The following is an 18581-nucleotide window of genomic DNA, read 5'->3' on the forward strand; positions in this document are numbered from 1 at the left end:
GAACTGCTTATGAGGAAGTAAGATTCATGATTTAGCTTATTTAGTTCCTCATGATCCGCTTATGAGGAAGTAAGATTCAAGAATTAGCTTATCTAGTTCCTCATGAAGCCCTTATGAGGAAGTATAATTGATGATTTAGCTTATTTAGTTCCTCATGAACCGCTTATAAGGAAGTAAGATTCAAGTTTAGGCTTATTTAGTTCCTCATGAACTACTTATGAGGAAGTATAATTCATGATTTAGTTTATTTAGTTCCTCATGAACCCCTCATAAGTATATATCCTTCAATTTTAGCTTTTTCACCAACTCATAAATCCCTTAATCAGCAAAATAAGGAAGAAAAAAGCTTGCCCATATGGACAAGCTTTTAAAATCAATTATTTAACTTCTTTCTTCAAGTCTTCAGCAACAAACTCTACGTTTGTACCTACAACTACTTGTACGTTTTTATCGTCTAATTTAATAACTCCACGAGCACCAGCTTTTTTAAGAAGTGCTTCATTTACTTTAGAAGCATCTTTTACTTGTAAACGTAAACGAGTTGTACAGTTATCAATATTTGTTAAGTTTTCTTTTCCACCTAGAGCTTGTAGGTATAAAGAATCACCAATTTCAGTTGTTACTTCATCAGTTTCAACTTCTTCGTCTTCACGACCTGGTGTTTTAATGTTAAATTTCTTAATTGCGAAGTAGAACACTACAAAGTAAATTACACCAAAGATTAAACCGATTAGGATTAAAAGAATAGGTTTAGTTGCAATATTGTAGTTCAGAATGTAGTCCATGAAACCAGCTGAGAATGTAAAACCATCTTTAATTCCTAAAGCATTTACTAGCCCCATTGATAATCCAGTTAAGATTGCATGGAACGTATATAGTACTGGAGCAATGAACATGAATGCAAATTCGATTGGTTCAGTAATACCTGTTAAAAAAGATGTTAAAGCAAGACCAATAAACATACCTGCAACAGTTTTACGTCTTTCTGGTTTTGCAGCAGCGATCATTGCAAATGCAGCAGCTGGAAGACCAAACATCATAATAGGGAAGAAACCAGTCATGAATGCACCAGCAGATTTGTCACCAGCGAAGAATCTGTTTAAGTCACCGTGAACTAATTTACCAGCAGCATCAGTAAAGTCACCTAAGTTGAACCAGAAAATTGTATTTAATACGTGATGTAATCCAAGTGGGATTAAAATACGGTTTAAGAAACCGAATACTGCAGCTCCGATTGGACCGATATCAATGATCCAGTTACCAACAGAGTTAATTGCATCTTGAATAGCTGGCCATACATAACCAAATATTCCTGCTAATACAAGCATAGTAGCTGACGTTATAATTGGAACGAATCGTCGTCCACTAAAGAATCCTAACCATTCAGGTAATTTAATACCACTGAAACGGTTGTAAAGAAGTCCAGCTACTACCCCTGTAATAATACCACCAAGGGCAGCCATATTAATATCTTTATTTATCGTTGTTGTTCCTGCAGTTAATACAAAGTAACCGATTGCACCTGCAAGACCGGCGGCTCCATTTCCATCCTTTGAAATACCGATTGCAACACCGATTGCAAAGATTAATGGAAGATTAGAGAAAATTGCATTACCAGCAGCCGCCATAAACGGTATGTCTAGTAGATCAGGTTGTCCAAAGCGCAGTAAAAGTCCTGCAGCTGGAAGGACAGCGATTGGTAACATTAATGCTTTACCAATACGTTGTAAGAAACTAAGCATATTATTTTCCCTCCGAAAATTTTTATAATGATTACGCTTTCAATAATAACTTAAAAGCTTTAACTTGTCTATACAACTAGTTAAGATAAAAATTGCTATTTTCTTCCAAAAAAATTAAAAATAAAAAGGGAAGAATTAAATCTCCCCCTATATTAAGCCATTTTATATAGTTTGTTTTTCTTTAATTATTGACCCTTTAAATGACTTTGCGCTTGAGCAATTAAACGTTTAGTGATTTCGCCACCAACTGATCCGTTTGAGCGTGCAGTTGTATCGGATCCTAAAGTTACACCGAATTCGTTAGCGATTTCATATTTAAATTGATCAAGTGCTTGTTCTACACCTGGAACTAATAATTTATTTGTTCTTGTCATGATTATCTCCCTTTCTGTAAGTAATAGCTTACAATTCTATTTTTTACATTTAGGGTTTTATCATGCTTGGTAAATACAGTCATATTAGGGTTATGTTAACTTTTTAACCAACGCTGATCCTTCAACGACGAGTACATTTTCTTGATTATATACATTCGTTTGGAGCGTTAATAATTTTTTATCATCTCTTTTACGTACAACACTGACGATTACTTTAATTGTGTCATTAATTTTTACTGGTGCTTTGAAAAATACTTCTTGAGATAGGTAAATGGTGTTTTTGCCGGGTAGTTTTGTACCTAATACTGAGGAAATAAAGCTGCAAATCAACATGCCATGTGCAATTCTTTCCTTAAAGATGCTTTCTTTTGCAAAATCATCTAATAAGTGAATTGGATTTACATCTGTTGAAATTGCAGCAAATTGTTCAATTAACTCTGCAGTAATTTTAACTTCAAGAGTAGCTTCGTCACCAACTGAAATGGAGTCAAAATGAACTTCCTGTACATGTCTTGCACTTTCGAAAACATTCATTTTGTTTCATCCTCTCCTTGATGAAATGTCTAGCTAATCAAGAAAATTGTTTAACTATATTGATTATAGTTTAGTGAATGAGAATTCTTGTAAGTTTTTAAACCAATCTTCTTGAGTTTTTTGGAACTGTTGGTACATGTTCGTCCAAGCAGTGTAAGGTGTGTTATTTAATGGTTGTTTAAAAAATTGTTGAAAAAATTGTTGTTGTTGATTTGAAAATGTACTCATAGCTTGAAAAAATGGTTGATATGGGCTTTGATTCATATTTGTCCATAAAGATTGAAATGGAGCAAACTGATCAACTAATTTTTTCCAAGTTTTTTCATAAGTTTCTTGATTAATAGTAGGCTTAATTTCATTTAATAACTTAATCATTTCTTGGAACTGCTCGTAAGACTCTTGTTGTTGTACTTGCACTTGCTCATTTAACGTTTTCCATTGTTTTGCTTGTTCCTGGAATAAAGACTCTGTCCATTGTTGAATTTGTAATTGATTGTCTAACAAATATTGAAGCATTTTTTGAAAATTCTCAGCTGCAAGTTCAGTTTGTAATTCGATTGTTTTTTCAGTCATTAGTGTTTCCTCCAAAAAAATTTATTATTGAATGCATTACTGCAATTTCAATCATCTTTAAAACTTTGATCAGAGTTGCTAAATGGAAAGAATGAATTTGTGTAAATCGAAAAAAATGTTTGGAGCATCTGATTATATTGAGTAAATGAATTATGACAAGATTTTAGATATTCCTCTCCGGCATCTGTAATTGAGTAAATTCGCTTTGCCGGACCTTCCATTCCATATTCCCAACTAGATTTAATATAACTTTCTTTTTCAAGTTGTCTTAGAATTCGATAAACATTACTTGAATCAAGCGTAGTAAAACCTAAATCAAATAATACTTGCATTAATTTATAGCCATGCATATTCCATTGCTTGAGGCTAAGAAGTAGAAAGGGAACTAAGAAGTTTTTAGGCAATGTAATTGATTCAGAAGTTTCGTGTTTACTTTTTTTACTTGTTTCCTTTTCATTTGTTGTCATAAAGTAATGTTCCCCCCTATATCGTAGTAATGGAATCATCATCCCTTAGGTGTAATTTACACTTAGTTAAATTTATTGTCAATGTATTTTAAATATAATGAATATTAAAAAACAAATTTCGACAAGAGATGTAGAAATATCGCGAAAACATTGGATTGTTTTGTCGTTAGCTTGTTTTCTATACTTAAAAGTAGTGAGGGGGATTAACATGTCAGAGCAAAATTATTCAGATCCATTAAAAATGTGGAAGCAAATGTATGATGTAAATGAAAAATACTTTGGAAAAATGATGAACGAATATGTTCAGAAAGAAGAATTTTCCGAGTGGATGGGTTCTGTAATAGATTTTAATCTATTCTGTAAAAAGATGTTGAATGATCAATCAAAAACTTTCTTAGAGGCTTCGAATATTGCATCTAAAGAAGATATCGCAAATGTAGCTAGCTTAGTGATTAATTTAGAATCGAAAGTAGATACATTAGAAGATCAATTATTTTTAGATTCCCAACCCGAGTTAGATGTAGCAGCATTGAAAAAAGAGTTAGACATTGTGACAGTTAAACGAGATCTTACAAAATTGAAAGCTGAAACCAAATCAATTCATCAACAAGTTAGTGATTTAAAGTCTTCAATCGAAAGCATTGAACAACTAAAATCTTCAATGGCTAACATTGAAAAACTTTTACAACAATTAACTACTAAACAACCAACAAAACAATAATTAGTTAAAAAAGGAGAAATGATAATGGATTTAGTAAATCGTGTAGCGATCGTAACAGGTGGAGCAAAAGGGATAGGAAAAGGTATAGCATTTGCTTTAGCAGAAAAAGGCGCAAAAGTTGTAATCAATTATAATAATAGTGAAGCACACGCAAAAGCAGTGGTAGATGAACTTTTTGAAAATGGTTATGAAGCGTTAGCAGTGCAAGCTAATGTTGCTGATTTAGATCAAGCGAAAGCATTAATTGATCGTACGGTTGAGCATTTTGGCCGATTAGACATAATTGTTAATAATGCTGGTATTACTAGAGACCGTAGTTTCAAAAAACTAAGTGCAGAAGATTGGCATGAGGTTATTGATGTGAATTTAAGTAGTGTTTATAACACATGTAATTCTGCTTTACCATACTTACTTGAATCTGATAACGCTCGTATCGTTAATATTTCATCAGTTATTGGTCAGGCAGGCGGATTCGGCCAAACAAACTATTCTGCTGCAAAAGCTGGTATGATTGGATTTACTAAATCATTAGCACTTGAATTAGCAAAAACAAACGTTACAGTAAATTCTGTATGCCCAGGATTTATTGAAACTGACATGGTGAACGAAATTCCAGAAAATGTAAAAGAGCAAATTAAATCAAGAATACCAAAAAGAAGATTTGGTACTGTAGAAGAGATTGCTAAAGCTGTTATTTACTTATGTGAAGGTGGCGAGTACATTACTGGTCAACAGATTAATGTAAATGGCGGACTTTACGTTTAAGTCTTACTTATAGATTACCTTTTTTAAGATCAAAAGGGGGGAAATGTGTTGTTTAATTCACAAATGTTAGAAGAAGCTACGGAATCGCTTCCGAGCGGATTAAAAGAATCATACAAAAGATTGAAGAAAACTGCAGATATTCTTATTAAAGAGGGAGAACCTTTAGTAGGTCAATCTCCTAAAGAAGTGATTTGGACGAAAAATAAAAGTAAATTATATCATTATATTCCAACTACAAAAAAGGTTAAAAAGACTCCAATCCTTCTTATCTATGCTCTAATTAATAAACCGTATATTCTTGATTTAACAAAGGGGAACTCTTTTGTTGAGTATCTTGTTAATGAAGGATTTGATGTTTATTTATTAGATTGGGGAACTTTTGGTCATGAAGATCGTCATTTGAAATTTGACGATATTATTCACGACTATATTGCAAAAGCGGTAAATAAAGTACTTCGTTTTTCAGGTGCAAAAGAATTATCGATGTTAGGATATTGTATGGGTGGTACTTTAACAAGTATTTACGCATCACTTTATGAAAATGCACCAATTAAAAACTTAATTTTTGTAACTAGTCCATTCGATTTTTCAGATACAGGATTATATGGTGCATTTTTAAATGAAAAATACTTTGCACTTGATAAAGCTGTTGATACATTAGGGAATATACCTCCTGAAATGATCGATTTTGGTAACAAAATGTTAAAACCAGTTACTAATTTTGTTGGACCTTATGTAACATTATTGGATCGTTCTGATAATACAAAGTTTATTAAATCATGGCAGTTAATGCAAAAATGGGTTACAGATGGTATTCCATTCCCAGGTGAAGCATATCGCCAATGGATTAGAGAGTTTTACCAACAAAATAAATTATTAAGCGGTGACTTAGAAATTAGAGGAAGAAAAGTAGATGTATCTAACATTAAAGCTAATGTTTTAAATATTTCTGCTACGAAAGACCATATTGCGATGCCTTGCCAAGTTGAAGCATTAAATGAGCATATTTCTAGCGTAGATAAGCAGTATGTTTCGATACCATCGGGCCATGTATCAATTATGTTTGGACCTGTTTCATTAAAAACGACATATCCGACAATAGGTAAATGGTTAGCTGAAAGATCATAATTTCAGTAAATTTCTAAAAATCCTTTCGTATTAAAAATTATCTATATTACGTTAAAAAATCTCACTTTTAAAAAAGTGGGATTTTTTTTATTCAACTGACAAAAACTACCTTAAATATGTTCCGAAGAAAGGAGAATAGATGTGAAAAGTATTAGCGGGGTTTTGTATTGGCCAACGACTTACACTGATTCACAACCCGAACTAGAAAATATAAAGTCACTCGATGAAGATTTAGATTGTGATTTTGTAATAGTTGGAGGTGGTGAATCAGGGAGTTTATGTGCATATTTCTTAAGTCAAACAGGAGCTAAAGTCGTTTTACTAGATAAACGAAAAAAAGTAGTACAGGGAAGTACTAGTGCAAATACTGGGCTCTTACAATATTCAAATGACAAAACTTTAAATTCGTTTATTAATTCATATGGAAAAGAAAAAGCTGTCCGTCATTATCAATTATGTGTAGAAGCAATTAAAGGTCTTGAAGAAATGTCAAAAACAATTGAAATTAATCCTGATTTTATAAAAAGAAAAAGTTTATATTATGCTAGTAATTTAGATGGTAAAGAAATGATTGATTTGGAATATAAAACATTAAAAGAAAATGGTTTTAATGTTGAACGATTTACAAAATCGCAAATTGAAGAGAAGTTTAATTTCACAAAAGAAGTTGCACTGTTCACAAGTGATGATGCTGAAGTAAATCCATATAAATGCGCACACGGCTTACTTTTATATGCTCTGAAACGAGGATTGAAGGTGTATTCGGATACAGAGGTAACTCGGATCATCGGTACAGATGGAGGGGTACAACTATTTACTAAAAATAAACATACGGTTCGTACAAAAAAAGTTATTTTTGCTGGAGGCTATGAATCGTTAGAAGTAAAAAGTGAGAAAAATGCAATTTTAGCTTCGACATTTGCGATTGTAACACAACCTCTAGTAGAGAAAAAAAATGCATGGTATGAAAATTGTTTAATTTGGGAGACGGCAAGACCATATTTATATCTCCGGACTACAGTTGATGGAAGAATAATTGTCGGAGGACTTGACGAACCTACAATAATACCAGAAAAACGTGAATCTATGTTATTTCATAAAAAAGAGCAGCTAATAAAAAATTTAATAGAGTTGTTTCCTCATTATAAAGAAGCTAAAGCAGAATATTATTGGACAGGTACATTTGGAGGAACACATTCCGGCTTACCAATGATTAGACAATACGATGAATATCCTAATTGCCTTTTTTTAATGGCCTATGGTGGCAATGGAACGGTTTATAGTTATATATTAGCTAAAATATTAAAAGATCTAGTTACTATCGGGTCTCATCCAGACGCAAATATTTATATGAATCATTAAATTTTAATTAGAATGTTGATCAATTACCAATTTTATGTATAAAAAGAGTAAAGTAGTAAGAAAATTTAATAGGTAATAAAAATATAGGAGTGTATTACATGAGTTATCATGAAATGTTTACAGAGTTGTTTTTAGGTTATATAGCTCTTTTTATTGTCGTTAAAATTAATGGAAAAACACAAATTACACAAATAACGCCATTTGATTTGATTTCGTCACTAGTGTTAGGAAATATACTAGGAGATGGAATATATGATAAAGAAGCAAATCTACCAAAAATTCTTTTTAGTATATTTGTTTGGGGTGCATTAATATTTTTTACTGAGGTCTTGACACAAAAGTCAATGTGGGCAAGAAAGTTCCTAGAAGGTGATGCTTCTATTGTTATTAGACATGGAGCAATTCAATGGAAAGAATTGAAAAGAAATCGTTTAGACACTGATCAATTGATGCAATTGCTAAGAGCAAAGGATACTTTTGCAGTCAGTGAAGTTGCGTATGCTATTTTAGAAAATGACGGTACGATTAGTGTCTTGAAGAAATCAAATTTCGATACGCCTACTAAACAGGATTTAAAAATTCAAATGGAAAAAGAATTTTTACCTGTGGTCGTAATTAGTGATGGGAAAATAATTAAAAGAGCTCTTAACTCGTTGAAAAAAGATGAAAAATGGGTTCATAAAAAACTTTCTGAGTCAAATTTATCACTTAAACAAGTATGCTTTGCAGAATGGGATTCAAAACAATTACATTTACATACGTATTAATATAAAAATTTGAGGATGAGATAAATGATATATTATATTTATTACTGTTTTGGAGGTACGCATTCTTCACCTTTAGCTGCTGCATATCATTTAAAGCAATTACCACTTGATCGCCAGCCGACAACAGAAGAAGTAAAAAATACCTACCTATTTAATAAATTAAAACCAAAAGATGGTGGAAAACTATTTTATCACGGTGAGGATGAAAATGGAGACCAAGTGTATACAGTAGCAAAAAGATATACTAAAAATGTGCCGACAGCGATCGAAGGTTTAGGAAAAATTTTATTAAATGAAGAAGATAAAATTATCTTATCAAGTACATCGCCAACAGTACCATTAGCTATGACTTTAGGTGGATTTACATCAAGATTTTTACATATCGATTTTATTGGGGTTCCATTACTTGTATTGGGAGCTAAGCAAACTTATCTAAATTTGATAAAATTAGTTGAAAATACGAAAAGATATCATCACATAGCAGCTGAAAAGGTCACTGACTTATCTAATAAAAACTTCAACAAAGATTAAAAAATGGACGTTCTATTACGTCCATTTTTTAATACGACATATTTATGACATCCATAGCTTTTTTAGCATCGTTTTCGATTAACTTATTAATATTAAATACGGAATATTGACCTTGTTTGGATAAATAGCTAAAAATTTGAACATGCAAATTGTTCACCGATACTAGTTGCTTAATAAATAAATTACTTAAGTCAAGAGTAGCGGTTTCTGTAAGTGCATGCGCATACATTTTTGTTAATACTTTTGTTGCTGATAATAAATCTTCTGCACTCATTTCGCTTGCTAATTTATCGCTCGCTGCATCCCTTTCCCCAATCGTAATATTGCTCATAAATTTTAGTAAATCCCGTAAGTTATTTTCAAATAATGTAATAGAAGTTTTATATAATTCCTTTAATCCTGAATCTGTTATATTTTTTATATTTGTTTTAAGCTTATATAAATAGTAGGTAGTTGTAGCAACAATTTCATGTAATTCTAAGGTTTCATGCCAAGCCAATGTTCTCATTATTTTCCCTCCTCTATTGTACAAGTCTATTCAGTAGGAATGGGTAATATGACGGATAAAATAAGGTAGAGGCAAAGCAGGAAAGGAGGAAAAGGGAGAAAGGTAGAAATTATTGAGGGATTGATCGAGAACTTAAAAATTCCGATTCAAAAAAATTCCGCCATTCTTTTCCCACCCAACTTATGTATATAGAAAATGTGATTCATCAATTGAGTTTATGTGTAAAAAGTGCTTTAGAAATGATTGATTTAATTAATGAGGAAGATTTAAAATTTCGACCAGTTGAAGATAAGAAATCGATCGGGGAGTTAGTTCAGCATCTGTGTGAGCTTATTGGTGCAGATATGGAAATTATGAGCGGCGTTAGTCAAGAAATGATGGTAAATTACTATACCGAGGTTGAATGTAAATCACTAGTTGATATGAAAAGTTTATTACAAAAAAACTTTCATGAATTAAAGGAATTCTATTTTAATATGAAAGAAAATGATTTAGTTGAAAAAACTACTTCATATTGGGGTCTACAATATTCTAAATTCGAATGGTTATTAGAGATTTTAGTCCACTTCACACACCACAGAGCGCAATTACATATGCTACTAGTCCAAAAAAAGGGCGATATTAATATCGCACTATTTTAAGGACAAAATAGGGGATAGAAGAAATGATACTTTCTTCCTATCCCCAAAATCTTGCACATAATCAGTCTTTCGTTTCGTGCTGTGGATGCATAAATTGTTTAGCAGGTTGTTCTCGTTTTTTTGATTCTAATAGGTCTGTGTTTTCTGCACTTGCCCAACCTATATCATTTGTTGGATGAACCCATTCGTCGCCTGCCATAACTGATGGATCAACATCGTCAGACCAATTATTTATTGGAGAGTTAGGAGAGCTATACTTACTATCTCCAATTACTACACCCTTTGAATTTACAAAAGGTTCTTCCATTTTAATGTCTGTCCCTTTAAAAGAAGGAAAATTTGAAATATGAGGTAAAGTATCATTCATTACCGGTGAATCGATTTCAGTTTTCTCATTTTTTCTCTTCATTATATATCACCTCTACTTACAAATTATTATTTGCTATTTAGTAAATTCAATTCAAAAGGACTATATTAAAAAATATTGTCCCTTTCAGAGGTGTTCAATATTTAATGGTCAATAGGGAAAAAGTATATTAAGTGATCAAAATTGATTATAAAAAATATTTTGATAATCATTTAATGATTTTTGATGTTAATATGTTTGAGCAGTGGTATTTATACAAAAAAACTCTAGTAATTGAACAAGCTCATTTGTTTAAGTTGATATCCAAAGTTATTTGACGTTAAAACTGATTAATAAACTGTTATTTGTACTCTAAGTAAAGGATATTAAATTAGCTTTTTAGTGTAGACTTTTTTTAATGAATCAGTTGATTGGAGTGGATAGTGCTCGACTCCTATGGGATAAGCGGAAAGGCTGAGACCCCGCAGGCTAGCCGATGAGGCTCAAGAATCTCGCCCGATGGAACGCGAGCACCCAGTAGTGGAAATCAACCTCACTAAACTCCTTTTACGAAAATTTGATAATTAATAAATAAGATTGTTTTTCAAGAGTATGAAAAAGGACAATATCCAAAATGAATATTGTCCTCTTGTACTATACTTCAATTGTAAAAAATGAAGGCGATAATGTTTTAGGTGAGAAATAAACTAGCATCGCAAAATTACCAGTTCTATATTCTCCAGTTAGTAAGAAATGTTCGATATTAAATGAAAGTGATTCAATCAATGTATGCTTATAAATTTCTTTTTCATTTAAATTAAGTGAAATAAAATCTGAACCTAAATATTCAGGATTTTCGATAATTCGTTTATAAATATCCTTCGCGAAATCATGATTTGTTACTTCGTCCCACCAAGGTTTACGTGGTTTATATTTATGATTTAAGTAATAATCAATTTTCATAATATCTTTAACGATCTTATCGTTTTTAATTTGATATTTAGTTAAAAACTCATTTAGACGCTTAAATAAATCTTCAAGCTGGTGGCCGATTCTTGCCCAACCTCTTTCTTCCCAATATGAACCAAATAGTTGGAAGAAATCAAATGGACTTTCAAACTCATTTTTAATTAAATATTCAATTGTACTATTTGTTCGATGGTCATTCCAATATTTTTCGAGTACGTCTTCAACTTGCTTAATTTTTACAATATCATCGAATGATAGTACATTATTACTTAAAATTTCATACGGAGCATAATCCATATATACGTAATCATGTTCATGCGCTCTTAAACGTACTCCAGTGCCTCTTAGCATTTTTAAAAACCCTAGTTGCAGTTCTTCTGGCCTTAAAGCAAAAACGTCATTGAATGTTTGACGAAATGAATTGTAATCCTCTTCAGGTAAACCAGCAATTAAATCTAAATGTTGATCTATTTTTTCGCCATCTCGTACAAGAGTGACAGTTCTGCAAAGCTTTTCAAAGTTTTGTCTTCTCATAACTAGTTCGTTTGTAGCATCATTTGTAGATTGAACACCTATTTCAAATCGGAATAAGCCTTTAGGAGCATTTTGATTTAAAAATTCGATGACTTCTGGTCGCATAATATCACCAGTAATTTCAAATTGGAATACTGTTCCTTCAACATGTTCGTCGATTAAAAATTGGAACATATCCATTGCATAACTACGACTTATGTTAAAAGTTCTGTCTACAAATTTAAAAACCTTCGCTCCGTTTGCCATAAGGTATCGAATATCATCTTTGATAACCTCTCGATTAAAATATCGAACCCCAACTTCAATAGAAGATAAACAAAACTGGCAATTAAATGGGCAACCTCGGCTTGTTTCGATATATTGAATTCTTTTACTTAGAAATGGTAAATCTTCTTTAAAGCGATAAGGCGATGGAATAGTTGTTAAATCTAATTTTTCGGTCTGTGGTTTAATGATATTTTTTCCTTCATCTCGATAACCAATGCCATTTATGGAAGTGAAATCATTCCCGTTTTCAATAGCATTAATTAATTTCTTAACAGTAATTTCTCCTTCACCAATCGTAATGATGTCAATTTCCTTTACGCGATCTAACCAATAATTCACATCATAGCTTACTTCTGGGCCGCCAACAAAAATAATAACTGAAGGATCAATTTTTTTATACATACGAATAACTTCAATTGTTTGTTCGATATTCCAAATATAGCAGCTAAAGCCAAGAATCTTTGGCTTGCGTTTATATAAGTCTGTGATGATGTTAAGACTTGGGTCTTTAATTGTATATTCTGCAAGCTCTATATCATATTCAGGCTGAGCATACGCTTTAATGTATCGAATACCCAAATTAGTATGGATATATTTTGCATTTAATGTTGCTAAAACAATGTTCATTTATATACCTCGTTCTAAATTATTATCGATTTATTTTATCATAAAATAATGAGATTACTAAATTTTCAAAAGCGAAATAGAAAATGAAGGAAGAAAAGAAGCAATCCAAATATCAAATTACTTATTTATTAGGTTATTATAGTCCCTTCTAAAGTGATTTCGTCTAACTGAAACTTGCCAGATTTTATAGTAGATTTTCTTCACATTTTTTATAAAAAAGACATATGATTTACTAAATACAAAAAAGTTTCCCTAGGGAAAGAAAGGATAACAAAATGAGTAAGAAAGTTTTATTTTTCACTTATTTGTGCAATAAAATAGGAGTGCTGTCAAATCAGGATGTAAAAAAAGTATTAAATCATTAATTACTATCAAAAATGGATAAAAGTTGTAGAAAATTGATGATTGTTCATTTACTTAGAACTATTGACAATGAAGACCGACACATGACATAATTTTATTAAATAGTATGAATAGTTTGAATTTTTAACGGTGTCCAAATAGATAGTCTAAATAAGTGGAGGTGTAAATATGAGTTTATTTTTAGAACAATGGAAAAAACTTGCGAATATTAAATGTGATTTGGCTAAAAGAGATTGGTTTTATGGTACGAGTGGAAACTTGTCTATGAAAATTTCAGACGATCCATTATTATTTCTTGTAACAGCGGATGAGAAGGATAAGAGAGCACGCTGTGATGAAGAATTTATAGTAGTTAATAATCTTGGTGAACCAGTATTTGATACGGTATTAAAGCCATCACTTGAAACATTGGTTCATGCAAATATTTACGAAAAAACATCTGCTAGTTGTGTGCTCCATGTACATACTGTAGATAATAATGTTATTTCTGAATTATTTGGTGATGAGGGGCAGGTAGAACTTGAAAATAATGAAATGATTCATATCTTAACAAGTTCTTATTTTGAAAATAAAATAACAATTCCAATCATTGAGAATGCGCAAGACATGGATACTTTTAAACGTGCATACACTCCATTTTTAACAAAGGATTTTGGGGCTGTTCTTGTTAGAAATCACGGGATCACTGTTTGGGGAAGAAGTCCACTAGAAACGAAGAAGTGGCTAGAAGGAATTGAATTTTTAATAAGTTATAAAGTAAAACTAATGATGATTAAAGGTCATAAAATAAAAGCAGGCAACTAAATACAAGCAAAAAAAGCTGAAATAGTAATGGAAAATAAATTCCATTACATTTCAGCTTTTTTATTTTATAATAAAATTATACTATTATTTAAAATTGATCATTTCTAGTCGGTTTTGCTAAACAAAATTTTTTTAGACTATACTGTATTTAAAGGAATTGAGCAATACTATTTGTTCATAGCTACTATTTACTAATACTTAGAAAAAAGTGTCTATAGAATTGCACTTAAATCAAAATTAATCATTTTAAGCAGGATTTAATAAAAAATCGTCTAATTTATAAGTAAGAACGATAGAAAAAAGCGCTATTTCATAAAATAAATAAACCTACTAGGTAATTTTGCTTAGTAGGTTTCATATTGTATCTATTTTAAATAAATTAGATAGAATGAATAATAGAAATTAATTCGATTATGAATGAAAAGGTTTGTTAAAAAACATCCTGTAGAAGGGAATCAGTCTAATGAATGAATATCAACTCAGCCGTTTATTATTATCTATTTCATTAAAAAGGGAAGAAATGGTATTTTTTGCGGAAACTAAAGGGTTAAACGAACATTTGACCTTAAAGGCCAGTCAAGAATTGGACGAGTTAATTATTTCATACCAAAAAAAATTGCTATCGGAATTAAATAAGTCATTTTCATTGAAATAATCTTAAGATTGATTAATAAGTGTAAAATAATAATATAGAATGAACTATGTAAAAGAAATTGAAGGGGTATTATTATGGAAGAGACAAATAGAAAAGATATAGAGCTTTCTTTAAAGCTATTTATTGTATTATCGCGAGCTCATAGAAAGATAAATGATTCTGCAAACAAATCAATTGCTAGTTTTAGTTTAAATCCAACTGAATTTGCAGTGCTAGAGCTCTTGTATCATAAAGGGAATCAACCACTTCAACATATTGGAGAAAAAATATTAATTGCAAGTGGCAGTATTACTTATGTTGTAGATAAACTTGAGAAAAAGGGTCTAGTTTATCGAAATCCTTGTAGTGCAGATCGTCGCGTAATTTATGCAGAAATAACTGAAAGTGGAAATAAACTGATGGAAGAAATCTTTCCTGTGCACGAAGAATTTTTACATGAGCAAATGAGTGATCTATCTAATGAAGAAAAAAATTTCCTAATTCATTTATTGAAGAAAATTGGATACCATGGGTCTAACTAAAAAAGCTCTCATTTAATGGAGCTTTTTTTATTTTTAATCAATTATCTTTTAAAAACAACTATTTATGCTGCTAAAAAACTAGTTCTTCTGTAATACTATTTTTAGGTTCTAAGTAAATAATTTTTAAATTTTCAGAAATTTATTTAGATTTAGGTTTTTTTAGAGGAAGTTTTTTTATATAATAGCAATATCACAAAAAATGGAGGGATTAACATGGGTTTTCAAGATTACCAGTATTCTAGACCAAATATTAAGAACTTTGGGGAACAATTTAAACGTTCACTACAAAATTTTTATGATGCTTCAACGGTCTACGAACAAGAATTAGCAATGAATGAAATCAATGATTTAAGAAATGAATTTTCAACAATGGAAAATTTATGTGCAGTTCGCCATTCAGTTGATACAAACGATAAGTTTTATGAGGATGAGCAAGCGTTTTTTGATGAGAACACTCCAATTGTTCAGTCATATGGGCAACAATATTATAAAGCATTAATCGGTTCTCCGTTTAGAGAGCAACTTGAAGAAAAATATGGCCATCAATTGTTTGCTTTAGCGGAGTGTGAAGTGAAAATTTTAAGTGAAGAAGTAATTCCGGATTTACAGGAAGAAAATAAACTTACGACTGAATACGCTAAGTTAGTAGCGGCTGCTAAACTTCCGTTTTATGGTGAAGTGAAAACGTTAGCACAAATTTCAGCACATTTCGAGGATAAAGATCGAGAGGTTAGAAAGACAGCTTACGATACATACTTTGGATACTTCTCGGAGAATCAAGATAAATTTGATGAGATTTACGATAAATTAGTAAAAATCCGAACTCGTATTGCAAACAAGCTTGGTTTCTCAAACTTTATTGAACTAGGATATGCTCGTATGATGAGGACGGATTACGATGCAAATGCTGTTAAGAAGTTTAGAGAGCAAGTTCTTGAAACAATTGTTCCAATCGCTACCGAATTAAGAGAACGACAAGCTAATCGAATTGGTGTAGAACAACTTTATTACTATGACGATAAATTCGAATTTGTAACTGGTAATGCAACACCTAAAGGTAATCCTGAATGGATTATTGAGAATGGTAAAAAAATGTATGATGAATTATCGAAAGAAACAAGTGAATTTTTCAATTTTATGTTAAAGGAAAATTTGCTAGACTTAGTTGCTAAGGAAGGAAAACAAGGTGGGGGATATTGTACTTATATTCCAAACTATAAAGCTCCTTTTATTTTCTCGAATTTCAACGGAACATCTGGTGACATTGACGTATTAACACATGAAGCTGGTCATGCATTCCAGGTTTATGAAAGTCGAAAATTTGAAACACCTGAGTATAACTGGCCAACTTTTGAGGCGTGTGAGATTCATTCAATGAGTATGGAATTTTTCACATGGCCTTGGCAAGAAGAATTCTTTAAGGAAGATACACAAAAATATTATTTTACACATTTAAGTAGTGCAGTTACTTTTATTAGTTATGGTGTGGCAGTAGATGAATTCCAGCATGAAATCTACGCAAATCCTGATTTAACACCTGAGGAACGCCACGGACTTTGGAAGAGCATCGAAGAAAAATATTTACCTCATCGAGCAAATGATGGAAATAGCTATTTAGAAAAGGGTGGTTTATGGCAAAGACAGGGGCATATTTACCAATCACCATTCTATTATATTGACTATACATTAGCTCAAATTTGTGCATTACAATTTTGGAATAAAATGCATGAAGACCGAGATTCAGCGTGGTCCGATTATGTTGGACTATGTCAATTAGGTGGCAGTAAATCATTTTTAGACTTAGTTAAAGAGGCTAAACTTGAATCTCCATTTAATGATGGCTGTATTGAAGAAACACTAGAACCTGTTAGAAAATGGCTAGCAGGAGTTAACGATCAAAATTTATAATGAATTACTCCGACTTTTTAAAGGTCGGAGTTTTTATATGGGTAGAAAAGATGAAGATATGATTCTTGTGAAGTTCAAATAACAATGAAACTAAAAAGCGAAAGAAGTATTTCCTTTCTCTTTTTAGTTTGTTGGAAAAAGTGGTCGTCAATTAATCAAGTAATGCCTGCTACGAGTATGGCATTTATGGCATTTTTATTTTGATATTAACCATTTATGAGCAAAGTATTTTCAGTCAACCCTAACCTAAGGATTGTCATGCTTCTTTGTTTTTAAGTAAAGAACAGTTCATTTACAACTGGAATAAATATTAGCGTTAATAAAGTCGAAATAAGTGTACCACTAGACGTTTTAATGTTAAGGGTGGTAAAGCAGCTATTGTAGCAAATACGGTCATTAATTTAGGTTTTAGACGTGTTTTACCTCCCTCGATGATTGCTTGGCGAAGAGGTAATCTTTTTTCTTTTGTCCGATCCATTGATATTGAAGAACTATTTTAGGTCGTTATGCATTTAAGAGTGACACTTGAAGAAAAAGAAGAAAAAATTCTAGTTTGGTGAGGTAAAGTCTTCCTTTTTATATTTAGCGGTAAAATGATAAAAAAATATAAACGGAATTTTTCAATCTTTTGATGGTGTTTTTTCTCTAAGAAAGAAAAATGTTAATTTCAACTCTGGTATGCTCGGTTTAAAAATCAAGAAAAAGATCTAAAAGTCCTATACGATTTTTTTGTTCAAACCTTCTAAAAAAAAATAACATAGATTTTCATTTTTTGTGAAATGATAAGATGGCAAGAAACTGATTAATTTTAGGAGGTATGAAAATGACAAAATCAAAAAAAGAAAAGGAACGATTTTGGAATGAAAGAAAGTCGAACCATCAGCCACATGATAAAGTAAAATCGTTTAAAGAATTGGACAAAGAAACAAAATAGTCATCTCCTTTACTAAAGAGTGATTGGTATCAGATTTTTTTTCGTGAAGATCACTTATCACATTTTCATTTGTAATCATAAAAAAAAGTCCCGTGATATACACGGGACCTGAGACTGATTTAGTAAAGAATTCTAATAAAATTTTAATAGAATCAAAATCTATGTAGTTCGAACTTTTTAAAATATGAATATAAGCAGAATCTACTATTTTAAAACTATTCTGCTGTTTTTAGTATTTTATAATTTTTATGGTTTACGACTGTTAGCGGTTCCATTTCTAAATCTCTGAAGTTTTCCATTATGGATATGTCAACAATGACAGAATTTTTATTTACTTTTTGTACTCTACCTTTCAATCCCTGTTTAAACTCAATGATATTTCCTGCTTCTGCAATTTTCATGAGCATATCTCCTAACAAAGTTTTGACTTGACACCTTCTATAATGCATGAAAACGGTTTAAAGGTAAAGAGAAAATTGAAATTTTTTTACAATTTTGTCTTTTTTCATAAGAAATTATGTTTAAAAACCTTTTGAAAGG

General features: G+C 31.3%; 21 protein-coding genes. 12 read left to right on the top strand and 9 right to left on the bottom strand.

What is annotated here, in order from left to right; translation table 11 throughout:
* Positions 1–377: 377 nt before the first annotated feature.
* The 5 genes from nagE to phaQ form a co-directional block, all read right to left on the bottom strand.
* Positions 378–1742: an N-acetylglucosamine-specific PTS transporter subunit IIBC gene (nagE, locus tag COI44_RS22640; RefSeq protein ID WP_098429906.1), complete on the bottom strand. Its 1365-nt coding sequence runs from the start codon at positions 1740–1742 to the stop codon at positions 378–380.
* Positions 1743–1927: 185 nt separating this feature from the next.
* Positions 1928–2116: an alpha/beta-type small acid-soluble spore protein gene (locus tag COI44_RS22645; RefSeq protein ID WP_056474082.1), complete on the bottom strand. Its 189-nt coding sequence runs from the start codon at positions 2114–2116 to the stop codon at positions 1928–1930.
* A 90-nt stretch (positions 2117–2206) separates the two neighbouring features.
* Positions 2207–2650 carry a MaoC family dehydratase gene (locus COI44_RS22650; protein WP_097975797.1) on the bottom strand — a complete coding sequence of 148 codons (444 nt, stop codon included), beginning with the start codon at positions 2648–2650 and terminating at the stop codon, positions 2207–2209.
* 63 nt (positions 2651–2713) lie between these two features.
* On the bottom strand, positions 2714–3223 hold the full coding sequence (locus COI44_RS22655) for a hypothetical protein (RefSeq protein ID WP_098429907.1): 510 nt from the start codon (positions 3221–3223) through the stop codon (positions 2714–2716).
* 47 nt (positions 3224–3270) lie between these two features.
* Positions 3271–3690 (bottom strand): poly-beta-hydroxybutyrate-responsive repressor, encoded by a 420-nt coding sequence (phaQ, locus tag COI44_RS22660; RefSeq protein WP_098429908.1) that lies wholly within the window; start codon positions 3688–3690, stop codon positions 3271–3273.
* A gap of 208 nt (positions 3691–3898) precedes the next feature.
* On the opposite strand from phaQ, the gene COI44_RS22665 reads away from it, so the two are divergent.
* From COI44_RS22665 to COI44_RS22690, 6 genes are all read left to right on the top strand, one after another.
* A complete protein-coding gene (locus tag COI44_RS22665; protein WP_098429909.1) occupies positions 3899–4411 on the top strand; it encodes a polyhydroxyalkanoic acid synthase subunit PhaR in 513 nt (170 codons plus the stop codon).
* 21 nt (positions 4412–4432) lie between these two features.
* Positions 4433–5176, top strand: coding sequence for a 3-oxoacyl-ACP reductase (locus COI44_RS22670; protein ID WP_098233392.1), 744 nt, complete (start codon positions 4433–4435; stop codon positions 5174–5176).
* A 63-nt stretch (positions 5177–5239) separates the two neighbouring features.
* Positions 5240–6304, top strand: a complete 1065-nt coding sequence (phaC, locus tag COI44_RS22675) for a class III poly(R)-hydroxyalkanoic acid synthase subunit PhaC (RefSeq protein ID WP_098429934.1) — start codon at positions 5240–5242, stop codon at positions 6302–6304.
* A 141-nt stretch (positions 6305–6445) separates the two neighbouring features.
* Positions 6446–7666, top strand: coding sequence for an NAD(P)/FAD-dependent oxidoreductase (locus tag COI44_RS22680; RefSeq protein WP_179887232.1), 1221 nt, complete (start codon positions 6446–6448; stop codon positions 7664–7666).
* Between the two features lie 98 nt (positions 7667–7764).
* Positions 7765–8433, top strand: coding sequence for a DUF421 domain-containing protein (locus COI44_RS22685; protein WP_098429911.1), 669 nt, complete (start codon positions 7765–7767; stop codon positions 8431–8433).
* Between the two features lie 27 nt (positions 8434–8460).
* Positions 8461–8964 (top strand): DUF3189 family protein, encoded by a 504-nt coding sequence (locus tag COI44_RS22690; RefSeq protein ID WP_098429935.1) that lies wholly within the window; start codon positions 8461–8463, stop codon positions 8962–8964.
* Between the two features lie 28 nt (positions 8965–8992).
* On the opposite strand, the gene COI44_RS22695 is transcribed toward COI44_RS22690, so the two are convergent.
* On the bottom strand, positions 8993–9472 hold the full coding sequence (locus COI44_RS22695; RefSeq protein ID WP_098429912.1) for a spore coat protein: 480 nt from the start codon (positions 9470–9472) through the stop codon (positions 8993–8995).
* 239 nt (positions 9473–9711) lie between these two features.
* Here COI44_RS22695 and COI44_RS22700 point away from each other — a divergent pair, with 239 nt between their 5' ends.
* Positions 9712–10113 (top strand): DinB family protein, encoded by a 402-nt coding sequence (locus tag COI44_RS22700; RefSeq protein WP_179887233.1) that lies wholly within the window; start codon positions 9712–9714, stop codon positions 10111–10113.
* A 61-nt stretch (positions 10114–10174) separates the two neighbouring features.
* Here the strand turns inward: COI44_RS22700 and COI44_RS22705 are convergent, their stop codons facing one another.
* Together COI44_RS22705 and COI44_RS22710 are read right to left on the bottom strand one after the other, a co-directional pair.
* Entirely contained in the window at positions 10175–10522 is a 348-nt protein-coding gene (locus tag COI44_RS22705; RefSeq protein ID WP_098429914.1) for a DUF3905 domain-containing protein, read from the bottom strand.
* A 591-nt stretch (positions 10523–11113) separates the two neighbouring features.
* Positions 11114–12856 (bottom strand): B12-binding domain-containing radical SAM protein, encoded by a 1743-nt coding sequence (locus tag COI44_RS22710; RefSeq protein ID WP_098429915.1) that lies wholly within the window; start codon positions 12854–12856, stop codon positions 11114–11116.
* Between the two features lie 531 nt (positions 12857–13387).
* On the opposite strand from COI44_RS22710, the gene mtnB reads away from it, so the two are divergent.
* The 5 genes from mtnB (at position 13388) to COI44_RS24765 (ending at position 18041) form a co-directional block, all read left to right on the top strand.
* A complete protein-coding gene (gene mtnB / locus COI44_RS22715) occupies positions 13388–14023 on the top strand; it encodes a methylthioribulose 1-phosphate dehydratase (RefSeq protein ID WP_098429916.1) in 636 nt (211 codons plus the stop codon).
* Positions 14024–14486: 463 nt separating this feature from the next.
* The gene (locus COI44_RS22720) at positions 14487–14678 is read left to right on the top strand and encodes an aspartyl-phosphate phosphatase Spo0E family protein (RefSeq protein ID WP_025671755.1); all 192 of its coding nucleotides are present in this window, start codon (positions 14487–14489) and stop codon (positions 14676–14678) included.
* Between the two features lie 74 nt (positions 14679–14752).
* The gene (locus COI44_RS22725; RefSeq protein WP_098429917.1) at positions 14753–15199 is read left to right on the top strand and encodes a MarR family winged helix-turn-helix transcriptional regulator; all 447 of its coding nucleotides are present in this window, start codon (positions 14753–14755) and stop codon (positions 15197–15199) included.
* 213 nt (positions 15200–15412) lie between these two features.
* On the top strand, positions 15413–17107 hold the full coding sequence (locus COI44_RS22730) for a M3 family oligoendopeptidase (protein ID WP_098429918.1): 1695 nt from the start codon (positions 15413–15415) through the stop codon (positions 17105–17107).
* A gap of 823 nt (positions 17108–17930) precedes the next feature.
* Entirely contained in the window at positions 17931–18041 is a 111-nt protein-coding gene (locus COI44_RS24765; protein ID WP_235832784.1) for a DUF6254 family protein, read from the top strand.
* Positions 18042–18256: 215 nt separating this feature from the next.
* Here the strand turns inward: COI44_RS24765 and COI44_RS22735 are convergent, their stop codons facing one another.
* On the bottom strand, positions 18257–18442 hold the full coding sequence (locus tag COI44_RS22735; RefSeq protein WP_056474129.1) for a YkvS family protein: 186 nt from the start codon (positions 18440–18442) through the stop codon (positions 18257–18259).
* Between the last annotated feature and the right edge of the window lie 139 nt (positions 18443–18581).

This window comes from Bacillus sp. AFS088145 (assembly GCF_002564465.1).
Lineage (GTDB): Bacteria > Bacillota > Bacilli > Bacillales > Bacillaceae_G > Gottfriedia.

Bases quoted from the DNA above. Each gene is read 5' to 3' on its own strand.
- nagE (WP_098429906.1), bottom strand. From the start codon at position 1,742: ATGCTTAGTTTCTTACAACGTATTGGTAAAGCATTAATGTTACCAATC.
- COI44_RS22645 (WP_056474082.1), bottom strand. From the start codon at position 2,116: ATGACAAGAACAAATAAATTATTAGTTCCAGGTGTAGAACAAGCACTT.
- COI44_RS22650 (WP_097975797.1), bottom strand. From the start codon at position 2,650: ATGAATGTTTTCGAAAGTGCAAGACATGTACAGGAAGTTCATTTTGAC.
- COI44_RS22655 (WP_098429907.1), bottom strand. From the start codon at position 3,223: ATGACTGAAAAAACAATCGAATTACAAACTGAACTTGCAGCTGAGAAT.
- phaQ (WP_098429908.1), bottom strand. From the start codon at position 3,690: ATGACAACAAATGAAAAGGAAACAAGTAAAAAAAGTAAACACGAAACT.
- COI44_RS22665 (WP_098429909.1), top strand. From the start codon at position 3,899: ATGTCAGAGCAAAATTATTCAGATCCATTAAAAATGTGGAAGCAAATG.
- phaC (WP_098429934.1), top strand. From the start codon at position 5,240: ATGTTAGAAGAAGCTACGGAATCGCTTCCGAGCGGATTAAAAGAATCA.
- COI44_RS22685 (WP_098429911.1), top strand. From the start codon at position 7,765: ATGAGTTATCATGAAATGTTTACAGAGTTGTTTTTAGGTTATATAGCT.
- COI44_RS22695 (WP_098429912.1), bottom strand. From the start codon at position 9,472: ATGAGAACATTGGCTTGGCATGAAACCTTAGAATTACATGAAATTGTT.
- COI44_RS22700 (WP_179887233.1), top strand. From the start codon at position 9,712: ATGATTGATTTAATTAATGAGGAAGATTTAAAATTTCGACCAGTTGAA.
- COI44_RS22705 (WP_098429914.1), bottom strand. From the start codon at position 10,522: ATGAAGAGAAAAAATGAGAAAACTGAAATCGATTCACCGGTAATGAAT.
- COI44_RS22710 (WP_098429915.1), bottom strand. From the start codon at position 12,856: ATGAACATTGTTTTAGCAACATTAAATGCAAAATATATCCATACTAAT.
- mtnB (WP_098429916.1), top strand. From the start codon at position 13,388: ATGAGTTTATTTTTAGAACAATGGAAAAAACTTGCGAATATTAAATGT.
- COI44_RS22720 (WP_025671755.1), top strand. From the start codon at position 14,487: ATGAATGAATATCAACTCAGCCGTTTATTATTATCTATTTCATTAAAA.
- COI44_RS22725 (WP_098429917.1), top strand. From the start codon at position 14,753: ATGGAAGAGACAAATAGAAAAGATATAGAGCTTTCTTTAAAGCTATTT.
- COI44_RS22730 (WP_098429918.1), top strand. From the start codon at position 15,413: ATGGGTTTTCAAGATTACCAGTATTCTAGACCAAATATTAAGAACTTT.
- COI44_RS24765 (WP_235832784.1), top strand. From the start codon at position 17,931: ATGACAAAATCAAAAAAAGAAAAGGAACGATTTTGGAATGAAAGAAAG.
- COI44_RS22735 (WP_056474129.1), bottom strand. From the start codon at position 18,442: ATGAAAATTGCAGAAGCAGGAAATATCATTGAGTTTAAACAGGGATTG.